This window comes from Streptosporangium sp. NPDC049078, from assembly GCF_040648855.1.
In the GTDB taxonomy this organism is placed as follows: Bacteria; Actinomycetota; Actinomycetes; order Streptosporangiales; family Streptosporangiaceae; genus Streptosporangium.
Genome location: NZ_JBEZEL010000025.1, coordinates 56,665 through 68,926, shown reverse-complemented (window position 1 = coordinate 68,926; position 12,262 = coordinate 56,665). Strand labels below are relative to the sequence as shown.

14 protein-coding genes are annotated in these 12,262 nt (G+C 70.3%); all 14 read left to right on the top strand.

All coding sequences use genetic code 11. The features are described 5' to 3' along the window. Window positions 1–141 precede the first annotated feature (141 nt). The 14 genes from AB0B90_RS34720 (at window position 142) to hypE (ending at window position 12,261) form a co-directional block, all read left to right on the top strand. Window positions 142–819, top strand: coding sequence for a phosphoheptose isomerase (locus tag AB0B90_RS34720; protein WP_362926410.1), 678 nt, complete (start codon window positions 142–144; stop codon window positions 817–819). Then, the gene (locus AB0B90_RS34715; RefSeq protein WP_362926409.1) at window positions 816–1,109 is read left to right on the top strand and encodes a HypC/HybG/HupF family hydrogenase formation chaperone; all 294 of its coding nucleotides are present in this window, start codon (window positions 816–818) and stop codon (window positions 1,107–1,109) included. Before AB0B90_RS34720 ends, AB0B90_RS34715 begins: the two co-directional genes overlap by 4 nt. Then, complete coding sequence (locus AB0B90_RS34710; protein ID WP_362926408.1) at window positions 1,096–1,830, top strand: SIS domain-containing protein; 735 nt, start codon at window positions 1,096–1,098, stop codon at window positions 1,828–1,830. Before AB0B90_RS34715 ends, AB0B90_RS34710 begins: the two co-directional genes overlap by 14 nt. A 98-nt stretch (window positions 1,831–1,928) precedes the next feature. Then, window positions 1,929–3,005: a hydrogenase expression protein HypE gene (locus tag AB0B90_RS34705; protein ID WP_362926407.1), complete on the top strand. Its 1,077-nt coding sequence runs from the start codon at window positions 1,929–1,931 to the stop codon at window positions 3,003–3,005. A 1-nt stretch (window position 3,006) separates the two neighbouring features. Then, complete coding sequence (locus AB0B90_RS34700; RefSeq protein WP_350949472.1) at window positions 3,007–4,788, top strand: nickel-dependent hydrogenase large subunit; 1,782 nt, start codon at window positions 3,007–3,009, stop codon at window positions 4,786–4,788. 39 nt (window positions 4,789–4,827) lie between these two features. Further along, complete coding sequence (locus tag AB0B90_RS34695) at window positions 4,828–5,556, top strand: NifU family protein (RefSeq protein WP_362926406.1); 729 nt, start codon at window positions 4,828–4,830, stop codon at window positions 5,554–5,556. Then, on the top strand, window positions 5,553–6,242 hold the full coding sequence (locus AB0B90_RS34690; protein WP_362926405.1) for a DUF5947 family protein: 690 nt from the start codon (window positions 5,553–5,555) through the stop codon (window positions 6,240–6,242). The genes AB0B90_RS34695 and AB0B90_RS34690 overlap by 4 nt, the downstream gene beginning before the upstream one ends. Further along, window positions 6,235–6,867, top strand: coding sequence for a DUF6084 family protein (locus AB0B90_RS34685; protein WP_350949469.1), 633 nt, complete (start codon window positions 6,235–6,237; stop codon window positions 6,865–6,867). The genes AB0B90_RS34690 and AB0B90_RS34685 overlap by 8 nt, the downstream gene beginning before the upstream one ends. Continuing rightward, window positions 6,864–8,396 carry a hypothetical protein gene (locus AB0B90_RS34680; RefSeq protein ID WP_350949468.1) on the top strand — a complete coding sequence of 511 codons (1,533 nt, stop codon included), beginning with the start codon at window positions 6,864–6,866 and terminating at the stop codon, window positions 8,394–8,396. Before AB0B90_RS34685 ends, AB0B90_RS34680 begins: the two co-directional genes overlap by 4 nt. After that, window positions 8,393–8,896, top strand: a complete 504-nt coding sequence (locus AB0B90_RS34675; protein WP_350949467.1) for a hydrogenase maturation protease — start codon at window positions 8,393–8,395, stop codon at window positions 8,894–8,896. The genes AB0B90_RS34680 and AB0B90_RS34675 overlap by 4 nt, the downstream gene beginning before the upstream one ends. Window positions 8,897–9,231: 335 nt before the next feature. Continuing rightward, the gene (locus tag AB0B90_RS34670) at window positions 9,232–9,624 is read left to right on the top strand and encodes a hydrogenase maturation nickel metallochaperone HypA (protein WP_350949466.1); all 393 of its coding nucleotides are present in this window, start codon (window positions 9,232–9,234) and stop codon (window positions 9,622–9,624) included. Further along, window positions 9,599–9,850: a HypC/HybG/HupF family hydrogenase formation chaperone gene (locus AB0B90_RS34665; protein ID WP_350949465.1), complete on the top strand. Its 252-nt coding sequence runs from the start codon at window positions 9,599–9,601 to the stop codon at window positions 9,848–9,850. The genes AB0B90_RS34670 and AB0B90_RS34665 overlap by 26 nt, the downstream gene beginning before the upstream one ends. Window positions 9,851–9,856: 6 nt before the next feature. Further along, window positions 9,857–10,984 carry a hydrogenase formation protein HypD gene (gene hypD, locus AB0B90_RS34660; RefSeq protein ID WP_350949464.1) on the top strand — a complete coding sequence of 376 codons (1,128 nt, stop codon included), beginning with the start codon at window positions 9,857–9,859 and terminating at the stop codon, window positions 10,982–10,984. Then, complete coding sequence (gene hypE, locus AB0B90_RS34655) at window positions 10,981–12,261, top strand: hydrogenase expression/formation protein HypE (protein ID WP_362926404.1); 1,281 nt, start codon at window positions 10,981–10,983, stop codon at window positions 12,259–12,261. The genes hypD and hypE overlap by 4 nt, the downstream gene beginning before the upstream one ends. Window position 12,262 lies beyond the last annotated feature (1 nt).

Here is a 12,262-nt window from a genome sequence, read left to right as displayed (position 1 = left end):
AGTACGCGAACAACGCCTCTCTCACCACCGGTGGTCATACCGGTTACGGAGTCGACGGTGATCGCCGCCTTCGCGCGACGGGGTCACGCCGGGCGCGCTCTGACGGGTGAGGTGGAACGTGTCGCGTGCGCCGCTCGCGCCATGGCCTCGAGGTTTCGTCTCGGCGGCAAGCTGATCGTGTTCGGCGACGCGAGCGCGGACGCCGCGCACATCGCGGTCGAGTTCATGCACCCGGTCATCGTGGGCAAGAGGGCACTCCCCGCCGTGGCGCTGAGCGGCGACATCGCGACGGCCGACCCGATGAACGACGCGGGCCGCGAGAGCGACGGAGATCGCGGGAACGGCGTGGCCGGAGGCGGGGAGGACGGAGACCACCGGCAGAGCGGGGACGGCCGGAAAGGCGGGGGCGGCGACGAGGTCTTCGCCCACCAGGTGCGCCACTGGGCGGACCCCGCCGACACAGCCCTGGGGATCTTCCGCGACGGCCGGTGTCCGAGCGTTCTGCGAGGTCTGGAGGCCGCCGGGGAGCTCGGCCTGCTGACCATCGCCCTGGCCGGAGCCCTGGCCGGCGGCGGTGAGGGCGACACTCCGGGGCGCGGGGCGACGGGCCACTTCCCGACCGGGCCCATCACAGGCGAGCACACCCCGGGCGGGCGCGCCACGACCGGTCGCCTTCCGGCCGACCACATCCTGGTCGCCGCGTCCGACGAGCCGGCCGTGGTCAAGGAGGTCCACGTCACCACCTATCACCTGCTGTGGGAGCTGGTTCATGTGTTCCTCGACCGGCTCGGTCCGCCCGCGCGAGGGGCGGACCGGTGAACGGGCCCGAGGACTGCACCGACGGTGTCTGCGTCACCTGTTCCGACCAGGCACTGCCGATGAGCGTGGTCAGGCTGCTTGAGGGGGACCTGGCGATCGTCGACGCGGGCGGGGTCCTCGAAGAGGTGAGCGTGGCACTGGTCGACCCCGCGGTGGGCGACACCGTTCTCGTCCACGCCAGGGAGGCCATCGCCGTCGTCGCGCGCGGAAGCGCCAGGAAGAGCGACGAGGAGAGCCCCGAGGAAAGCGACGACGGCGTCGAGGAGGAGGACGGCGATGAGCGCGCTTGACGAAACGCCCGCGGAGGGCGTGCGCGACCTGTACCCCTTCCTTTACGACCACCCCGAGCACGACGAGCACCTCGGCCGGGCCGATCTCGGCACGACGGAGGTGCAGGCGGAGGCGATGCGATCGGCCGTGGAGAAGACCGGCGAGATCGTACGGCTGCGCGAGCGGATGGGCGCGGAGTCGGCGGCGGAGCTCGCGGCGTGCGCCGAGGAGATGGCCGCGCGGTTCGTCGCGGGCGGGCGGCTGTTCAGCTTCGGCAACGGCGGGAGCAGCACCGACGCCCAGGAGGTCGCCACCGCCTTCCTACGGCCCTGCCGCGGCCCGGCCCTGCCCGCCCTCTGCCTGACCGCCGACGTCGCCGTGGTCACCGCGCTCTCCAACGACGTCGGCTTCGAGGTGGTCTTCGCCAGGCAGCTCGCGGCGCTGGGCCGTCCGGGGGACATCGTCGTCGGACTGTCCACGAGCGGCGGGTCGGCCAACGTCGTCCGGGCGTTCGAGGAGGCGGCCCACCGGGGCATGCTCACCGTCGGGCTGGCCGGAGGCGGGGGCGGGAGGCTGGCCGAACTGTCCGAGCGGGGCGTCCTGGACCACCTGTTCGTCGTCCCCTCCTCCTCGGTGCACCGGATCCAGGAGGCGCAGACCACCCTCTACCACGTCCTTCGGGAACTGACCTGGCACGCGCTCGGATCGGCGCCGATACCGCGAGCGCACAGCCCGGGGTGAGCCCGGCAGCCCGGGCGCACACCCGGGTGAGGAGAACCCGAGAACCCCGCCCCCTCCCCCTTCACGTTCCGCAGACATCACGAGGAGTGGGAGGCGTCATGGCAGCGCCGACGGACACAGCGAGCGGCAGAGCTCGGGAGCAAGAGGAGCCCGTCGTCCACATACTGTGGATCAACGCCGGGCTGAGCTGCGACGGCGACTCGGTCTCGCTCACCGCGGCGACCCAGCCGAGCATCGAGGAGATCGTGCTCGGCGCGCTTCCCGGGCTTCCCAAGGTGGCCGTGCACTGGCCGCTCATCGACTTCGAGTCCGGGCCGACGCAGGGCGCCGATGTCTTCATCGAGTGGTTCTTCAAGGCCAGGCGTGGCGAGCTGGACCCGTTCGTCCTGGTCGTCGAGGGCTCGATCCCGAACGAGACGATCAAGCAGGAGGGCTACTGGTCCGGGTTCGGCAACGACCCCGAGACCGGCCAGCCCATCACGACCAGCGAGTGGCTGGACCTGCTCGCGCCCAAGGCGACCGCGATCGTGTGCGCGGGCACCTGCTCGGCGTACGGCGGCATCCACGCCATGGCGGGGAACCCGACCGGGGCCATGGGCGTCGCCGACTACCTGGGCTGGGACTGGAGGTCCAAGGCGGGACTGCCGATCGTCAACGTGCCGGGCTGCCCGGTGCAGCCGGACAACCTCTCCGAGACGCTCCTCTACCTGCTCTACCAGGTCGCCGGGCAGGCACCGATGATCCCGCTCGACGAGGCGTTGCGCCCGACGTGGCTGTTCACCCAGACCGTCCACGAGGGGTGCGACCGGGCGGGCTACTACGAGCAGGGCCAGTTCACCACCGAGTACGGCTCCCCGAGGTGCCTGGTCAAGATCGGCTGCTGGGGGCCGGTCGTCCGGTGCAACGTCCCCAAGCGCGGCTGGATGAACGGGATCGGCGGCTGCCCGAACGTCGGGGGCATCTGTATCGCCTGCACGATGCCGGGTTTCCCCGACAAGTTCATGCCCTTCATGGACGAACCGCCCGGCGCGCACATCTCCTCGACGGTGAGCGGCGCGTACGGGACCGTCGTCCGCGCGCTGCGCGGCGTCACCCTGCGAACCGTCGACAAGGAACCCAAATGGCGCCGCAAGGGGCGCGAGTTGCTGACCGGCTACAAGGCGCCCTGGAGCTGACATGACGACCTCGGAGCAGAACCCCGACCTCGTGGAGATGGCCTGGGACCCCATCACCAGGATCGTCGGGAGTCTCGGCATCTACTGCAAGATCGATTTCAAGAACCGGCGGATCGCCGAGTGCCACAGCACTTCGTCGATCTTCCGTGGCTACAGCATCTTCATGAAGGGCAAGGATCCGCGCGACGCCCACTTCATCACCAGCCGCATCTGCGGGATCTGCGGCGACAACCACGCCACCTGCTCGGTCTACGCGCAGAACATGGCGTACGGGGTGCGGCCTCCCGCCCTGGCCGAGTGGATCGTCAACCTGGGCGAGGCCGCCGAGTACATGTTCGACCACAACCTCTACCAGGAGAACCTGGTGGGGGTCGACTACTGCGAGAAGATGGTCCGCGAGACCAATCCCGGGGTGCTGGCGATGGCCGAGCGCACCGAGGCCCCGCACGCGGGCGACCACGGCTACCGCACCATCGCCGACATCATGCGGTCGCTGAACCCGCTGGAGGGCGAGTTCTACCGCGAGGCGCTCGCGGTGAGCCGCCTCACCCGCGAGATGTTCTGCCTCATGGAGGGCAGGCACGTACACCCCTCGACGCTCTATCCGGGCGGGGTGGGCACGGTCGCGACGGTGCAGCTGTTCACCGACTACCTGTCCCGGCTGATGCGCTACGTCGAGTTCATGAAGCGGGTCGTGCCCATGCACGACGACCTGTTCGACTTCTTCTACCAGGCGCTGCCCGGCTACGAGGAGGTCGGCCGCAGGCGGGTGCTGCTCGGCTGCTGGGGAAGCTTCCAGAACCCCGAGCACTGCGACTTCACCTACCGGAACATGAGCGACTGGGGTCGCGAGATGTACGTCACGCCGGGGGTGATCGTCGACGGCAAGCTGGTCACCAACGACCTGGTCGACATCAACCTCGGCATCCGGATCCTGCTGGGCAGCTCCTACTACGACGACTGGCAGGACCAGGAGCCGTTCGTCACCCACGACCCGCTGGGCAACCCGGTCGACATCCGGCACCCGTGGAACCAGCACACCATCCCACACCCGCAGAAACGCGACTTCAGCGACAGGTACAGCTGGGTCATGTCGCCCCGCTGGTTCGACGGGGAGGACGCGCTCGCGCTCGACACCGGCGGCGGGCCCATCGCCAGGCTCTGGTCGACGGCGCTGTCCGGCAGGGTCGACATCGGCTACGTCAGGGCGACCGGCCACAGCGTGCAAATCAATCTGCCTCGGACGGCGCTGAGGCCGGAGAAGACGTTCGAGTGGAAGATCCCCGAGTTCAAGGGGCAGCCGCTGTCCAACGCCCTGGAGCGCAACCGGGCCCGCACCTACTTCCAGGCCTACGCGGCGGCGTGCGCGCTCTACTTCGTCGAGCAGGGCCTGGCCGAGGTACGGGCGGGCCGTACCCAGACCTGGGAGCCGTTCACGGTTCCCGACGAGGCGATCAGCTGCGGTTTCACCGAGGCCGTGCGGGGCGTGCTCTCCCACCACATGGTGATCAGGAACGGGAAGATCGCCAACTACCACCCGTACCCGCCGACGCCCTGGAACGCCAGCGTCCGCGACGTGCACGGCACGCCGGGACCGTACGAGGACGCGGTGCAGAACACGCCGATCTTCGAGGAGAACCCGCCCGAGGACTTCAAGGGCATCGACATCATGCGCACCGTGCGGAGCTTCGATCCGTGCCTGCCGTGCGGGGTGCACATGTACCTCGGCGGCGGCGAGGAGCTTCGCAGGGTGCACACCCCCCACGCCTTCGACACCCAGTGAACCGACCGCTTCCCAGCGCAGGAAAGGGGGCCCTGGCAGATGCCGCGAACCCATGACGTCCAGGCGACGGGCGATCGTGTCGAGGCGCTCATCGCCGACCTCGGCGCGCTGGGCGACGCCGTGACGCGCGCCAAGGCCGAGGACCTCGTACGTGCCCTCGTCGAGTTGTACGGCGCCGGTCTGGAACGCGTCGTCGAGATCGTCACCGAGACCGGGGCCGCCGAGGTGCTGGGCCGCATGGTCGGCGACCCGCTCGTGTCCGGGCTGCTGGTGCTGCACGACCTGCACCCGCTGAGCACGGCCGAACGCGTCCGCGACGCGCTGGAGAGCGTACGGCCCCACCTGGGGTCGCACGAGGGTGGTGTGGAACTGCTCGGCGTGGGCGAGGACGGGATCGTGCGGCTCCGTCTGGAGGGCGCCTGCCACGGCTGCCCGTCCTCGCTGGTCACAGTGACCGACGCCATCGAACGAGCCATCGCCCAGGCGGCGCCCGAGGTGTCGGGGGTGGAGGTCGAGGGGGTGAGCGACGGGCGGCAGGGGCTGCTGCAGATCCAGCGCCGCGCGCCCGGCCCGTGCCCGGTTCCGGAGCGGGCTCCGGACTCCGCACCGGCCCCGGGAGCAGCGCTAGGGCCAGGAGCAGCGCTAGGACCGGGAACGGCGCGAGGACCGGGAGCGGCGCCGAGGTCAGGGCCGGGACCGGCCGCCGATCCGGGGCGGGAGCCAGGACCAGGGGCACCGCAGACGGCGAAGCCGGAGCCGGTGTCGTGACGGCCACCGGGCTGCGCAGGTTCCGCGAGCCGCCCCGGACGGACCGGTCCGCCGGGTCGCCGACGACACCGACGACACCGACGACACCGACATCGACGACGCTGTGCGAGTTGTGCGCGACCCCCGCGGGCGAGGAGCACGGCCACCTCGTGAATGTCGAGAGCCGAGCGCTGCTGTGCGCCTGCCGGGCCTGCTACCTGCTGTTCACCCGCGACACGGACGGCCGGGCACGCTACCGGGCCGTCCCGCGACGCTACCTCCACGCCCCGCGTTTCCTGTTGAGCGCGGCCGACTGGGACGAGATGCAGATCCCGGTCCGCACGGCCTTCTTCTTCCACAACTCCGCGATGGACCGGACCGTGGCGTTCTATCCGAGCCCGGCCGGAGCCACCGAGTCGCTGCTGCCGTTGGAGACGTGGCGGCGCGTCCTGGCGAACAACCCGGAGATGGCCGACGTCCGGCCCGACGTGGAGGCACTCCTGGTGGACCGCCGTCCCGACGGCGGTTTCGCCTGCCATCTGGTGCCGATCGACACCTGCTACGCGTTGGTCGGCCTGGTGCGGATGCACTGGAAGGGCTTCGACGGCGGCGAGGCGGCGCGGGAGGCGATCGACGGTTTCTTCGCCGACCTGCGCGGACGCGGCCGCACCGTACCGCCCCTCCGAGGTGGTGAGGGCGGTGGATGAGCTCACGTTCGACTGCGTGGGCGTGCGGGCGGAGGCGTACGCGGCCTTCCCGACGCTCGTTTTCCGGTTGCGCGTCACCGCCCCCGCTCCCTCGGGGGTGCACACCGTCGCGCTGGGCTGCCAGATCCGGGTGGAGCCCCACCTGCGGCGCCACGGCGCCGACGAGGCGGAGTTGCTCGGCGACCTGTTCGGTGACCCGGCGCGCTGGGGCGACACGCTGAAGCCCCTGCGGTTCGCCGACGTCTCCGTCATGGTCCCGGCGTTCACCGGGAGCACCGAGATCGACGTGCCGGTGCCGTGCGGCTACGACCTGGAGGTGTCGGCGGGCCGGTATTTCGCCGCCCTGGAGGACGGCGATATCCCGATGCTCATGCTTTTCCACGGCACGGTGTTCGCCAGGGCACGAGACGGCTTCTCGGTGAGCCAGGTGCCGTGGCATCGCGAGGCCCGCTGCCGGTTGCCGGTGGCGGTGTGGCGGGAGCTGATGGACCGCTACTTCCCGGACTCGGGGTGGCTGCGGCTGCGTCGCGGCACGCTGCGGGAACTCAGCAGGTTCAAGTCCGGGCGCGCCCTGGCGACCTGGGACGAGACCCTGGAACTACTGCTCAAGGAGACGCGGCGATGAGCTTTCCGATGGACATCGCGCGGCGGGTGGCGGACGCGGTGCTGTACGAGGGCTACCTTCTCTACCCCTATCGCGCCTCGGCGCCCAAGAACCAGGTGCGCTGGCAGTTCGGGGTGCTCGTCCCCCCGGGGTTCACCGCGACCGCCGAGTATCCGTACAACGTGACCGAATGCCTCCTCGAAGGGGCCGCGTACGCCGTCGCGCACCTGAACCTGCGCTTCCTGCACCTGAGGACACGCGGCGTCGAGCGTGCCGAGGACGACGGCTACTGGCCGGTCCAGCAGTTGCGGAACGGCCACCGGACCTACCTCGCCTTCGACGAGGCGACCGAGCGGGAGACGGAGGTGACACTCCCCATCGCCGGTCTGCTCGACGCCCCGGAGCGGGTCATCGAGGTACGGATTCCCGGAGACCGCGTGGTCGAGCCGATCGTGGCGCCGTCCGGAGAGGTGATAGGGCGCCTCGTCTCCGAGCACCTGCCGCTGAACGCGGCGCTCAGGGTCTCCGCCGAGTTGGTACCGGGCCCCTACGACCTGGTCAAGCTGCGCGTCCGGGTGGAGAACACCGACCCCTGGAAACCGCTGGGCGCGCCGCGCGAGCAGGCGCTGCGGCACTCGCTGATCTCGGCGCACCTGCTCATCGCGGTGACCGCCGGAGCCTTCGTCTCCCTGCTCGACCCGCCGAACTGGGCCCGGCCCGCCGTGGAGACCTGCCGCAACGAGCACACCTGGCCGGTACTCGTGGGCGAGCCGGGCCATCGGGACGTGGTGCTGTCCTCTCCGATCATCCTCTACGACCACCCGGACATCGCGCCGGAGAGCCCCGGGCCGCTGTTCGACTCCACGGAGATCGACGAGATGCTCCACCTGCGCACCCTCACCCTCACCGACTCCGAAGCACGGGAGGCCCGGGAGACCGACCCCCGGGTGGCCGAGCTCATCGACATGGTCGGCCACATGCCACCTGAACTGCTGGAACGACTCCACGGCGCGATCCGTTCGGTGGAGGAGACCACCGACCCGCGCTCCCGGACGTCTCCGGAGATGTCCTCGTGCACGTCCTCACCGATGTCTCCGGCGAGTGAGGAGTCGTCCTGGGCCCTGGAGGAGAGGTCCGCCCCTCAGTGGGCTGAGGCTGCGGTCTCCCCGGAGGCCGACAGCGTGACGATTTCCGGGGTGGCCGTCTCCAGGGGCAGCAGGGTCAGGCTGGTTCCCGGCCGGCGACGCGCCGACGCCCACGACATGTTCCTCGCCGGCAGGACCGCGCACGTCGAGGCCGTGCTCCTCGACCTCGACGGCGCCCACCACCTGGCCGTCACCCTGGAGGAGGATCCGGGCGCCGACCTGCACCGATCGCACGGCCGCTTCCTCTACTTCGCCCCCGACGAGGTCGAGCCGCTCACGGACGGCTCGCCCACGGGCCCGGCGACGGGATCCCCGACGCGACCGGCGACCGAGAGGTCAGCGGAGAGTTCGGCCGGAGGTCCGCGGCGCGATCTCCCGCCCGGCGACGGGGAGGTGGGCGCGTGAGGATCCTGGTGGCCGGTGTGGGAAACGTCTTCCTCGGCGACGACGGCTTCGGGGTGGCGGTGGCCGGACACCTGGCCCGCACCGACCTGCCCGGCGGGGTCGAGGTCAGGGACTTCGGCATCCGGGGCGTCCACCTGGCGTACGAGCTGACCGGCGGCGGGTACGACGTCACGATCCTGGTCGACGCGGTCTCCCGCGACGGGCCGCCCGGCACCCTGTACGTCCTCGAACCGTCGGCGGGCGACGTACCGCGATCCTTCGCCGACGCGCACTCGATGACGCCGGAGACCGTGCTCTCGCTGGTGGGCGTGCTCGGCGGCGAGGCCGGTCGCGTCCTGCTCGTCGGCTGCCAGCCTGCCGACATCTCGCCGGGCATGCGGCTCAGCCCTCCGGTCGCGGACGCCGTCGCCAGGGCGGCGGACCTGGTCGTCGAGCTCGCGGGACAACAGATCGCGATGGCGCTCGCCACCGCGGGCCACGAGGAGGAACGGACATGCTGAAACGCCTGCTGGCCGGGGCGGTGCTGGTGGGGGTGGCCGTACTGGTCTACCAGTCGCTCCCCGACATCAAGCGCTACCTGAGGATGCGGAACATTTGACGTCCTCCTCGGCGTGAACGCCGAAGATTCCTGCCATGTCGCTCACGCGACATCTTGGTGGGTTCCTGTTTCACAGCCAGGAGCCTGGACGAGTCCAGGTCTTACCTCAGCTCCGCAGGCGTTTAACGTCTCCGCCCGTCCAGCGGCGACTCGAACACACTACCGGAGCGTGTCCCGACCTGACGGCAAAACCAGGAGGGTCAGGGCACGCTCGCGTCAGAATGAGAGGAAACGATCATGCACGAGTTCGGGATCGCCGAGGCGATCCTCACGGCGGTGGAGAACCGGGCGGACGGCAGGCGGGTGCGACGGGCGCGAGTCCGCGCGGGCGCCCTGCTCCGCCTCACGGAACCGGCCGTCAACCTGGCGTTCTCCTCGATCTCCGAGGGTTCCGTGGCCGAGGGCGCCCACGTGGAACTGGTCATCGTCCCGGTGAGGATGACCTGCCGTTCCTGCGGGAGCACGTCCACCTCCGTCGAGCCCTTCGCCCTCTGCGCGGGGTGCGGCGACACCGATATCGACACCGAGGGCGGCGAAGACCTCGTTCTCGAGTCCATCCAGCTGGCGGAGGCCTCTCATGTGCCTGGGAATTCCCGGCGAGATCGTGGAAATCCTGTCGGATCGTCCTGATCTGGCCATGGTCGACGTCTGCGGCGTCAAGCGCGCGATCAACATCGGCCTGCTTGAGGACGAGTGCGTCGCGCCCGGCGACTGGATCCTCATCCACGTCGGGTTCGCGCTGTCGAAGATCGACGAGGTGGAGGCGAGGGCCGCGCTCGACTTCCTCGAAAGCATCGGCCAGGCGTACGAGGACGAGATCGCGGCCCTCCGAGAATCCACGATCGAAGAGGGGTGAGGGCTGATGCGTTTCGTCGACGAGTACCGCGACGCCGAGAAGGCCCGGATGCTCGCCGCGCGGATCGCCGCGCTGTGCGAGCCCGGCCGCGACTACAAGTTCATGGAGGTGTGCGGCGGGCACACCCACACGATCTACAAGCACGGCCTGGAGGACTACCTGCCCGAGGCCGTCACCCTGGTGCACGGTCCCGGCTGCCCGGTCTGTGTCATCCCGATGGGAAGGGTGGACGACGCCGTCCACATCGCCGGACAGCCGGACGTGATCATGACGTCGTTCGGCGACATGATGCGGGTGCCGGGCGGGAACGGCTCGTTCCTCGACGCCAAGGCGCGGGGGGCCGACATCCGGATGGTGTACTCCCCGCTGGACGCCCTGAAGATCGCCCGGCAGAACCCGGAACGGCGTGTGGTCTTCATGGCCATCGGGTTCGAGACCACCGCGCCCTCGACGGCGATGACGGTCCTGCGTGCCGAGGCCGAGGGGATCGAGAACTTCTCGATCTTCTGCAACCACGTGACGATCATCCCCGCCATCAAGGCGATCCTGGATTCTCCCGACCTGCGCCTCGACGGGTTCATCGGGCCGGGCCACGTCTCGACCGTGATCGGCTGCCGGCCGTACGAGTTCGTCGCGCGTGCCTACGGAAAGCCCATGGTGGTCGCCGGTTTCGAGCCGTTGGACGTACTGCACACGGTCTACCGCATCCTTCTGCAACTGTCGGAAGGCCGTTCCGAGGTGGAGAACCAGTACTCCCGGGTGGTCCCGTGGGAGGGCAACCTCAAGGCCCTGCGCGTCATCGGCCAGGTGATGGAGCTGCGGCCGTACTTCGAATGGCGCGGGCTCGGCTTCATCTCGCAGTCGGCGCTCAGGGTCACCGAGCGGTACGCCGCCTTCGACGCCGAGCGGATCTTCCGGATTCCGGGCGGGAGGGTGGCCGATCCGAAGGCGTGCCAGTGCGGCGAGGTGCTCAAGGGGGTGCTCAAGCCCTGGGAGTGCAAGGTCTTCGGCACCGCGTGCACTCCGGAGACGCCGATCGGCACGTGCATGGTGTCGTCCGAGGGCGCCTGCGCGGCGTACTACAACTTCGGCCGGTTCTCGCGCGAGCGCGTCAGGGAGGCGACCCGGACGTGAACGGCGCAGCGGGCGGCGACGGGCGGACCGAGGAGTACGCCGTACGGGAGATGGATCCCCCGGGATCACCCGACGGGTGGCAGGTGCCGGGCCTGCGGGAGGAGACACCCGGCCGCGGAGACGTACCGGACCTGAAGGACCCGAAGGAGGAGACGCGCGTGCTCGGACACGTACCGGACCGGAGTGACCCGAGGGAGGAGGCGCGCGTCCGGGAGCAGCGGGTGCTGGACCGGATCGAGCGGGTACGGCGACGCGGGGCGCGCGTCCGGGAGAACCTCGTCACCCTGGCGCACGGCGCGGGCGGCAAGGCCACCAGGACCCTGATCGAGGCGGTGTTCCTGGAGTCGTTCCGCAACCCGATGCTGGAGACCCTGGAGGACGGCGCGGTCACCGACGGGCTCGCCCTCACCACCGACGCGTTCGTGGTCACACCGCTGTTCTTCCCCGGCGGCGACATCGGCGACCTCGCGGTCAACGGCACCGTCAACGACCTGGCCATGTGCGGGGCCCGCCCCCGCTACCTGTCGGCCGGATTCATCCTGGAAGAGGGATTTCCGGTGGCCGACCTGCGGCGCGTCACCGCCTCGATGGCCGAGGCGGCGCGGGCGGCGGGCGTGTGGATCGTCACCGGTGACACCAAGGTCGTGGAGAGGGGCAAGGCGGACGGCTGCTACATCACCACCTCCGGCATCGGGACGCTTGAGCGGCCCGTCCGGCTGAGTGCCGCCTCCGCGCGGCCGGGAGACGCGGTCATCGTGTCCGGGCCGATCGGCGAGCACGGGATCACCATCATGCTCGCCCGGGGAGAACTCGACATCGAGGCCGACCTGTGTTCCGACACCGCTCCGCTCAACGCCCTCGTCGAGAAGCTGCTGGACGCCTGCGACGGCGACGGGGGCGGCGCGGTGCGCTGCCTGCGCGACGCGACCAGGGGCGGGGTCGCGACGATCGTCAACGAGATAGCGGAGTCCTCGCGGGTCGCCGTCGTCCTCGACGAGGACGCGGTGCCGGTCCGCCCCGTCGTACGGGGGGCGTGCGAACTGCTGGGGATCGACCCGCTCTACGTCGCCTGCGAGGGCCGGATGGTCGCGGTGGTGGCCGGGGATTCCGCGGAGACGGCCCTGGCCGCCCTTCGTTCCCACCCGCTCGGCTCCGACGCGGCGATCATCGGGCGGATCGCCGACGATCCGCCGGGGCTGGTCCTGCTCAGGACCGCCTTCGGCGGCACCCGCATCGTCGACCTGCTGGTCGGCGACCCGCTACCGAGAATCTGCTGAC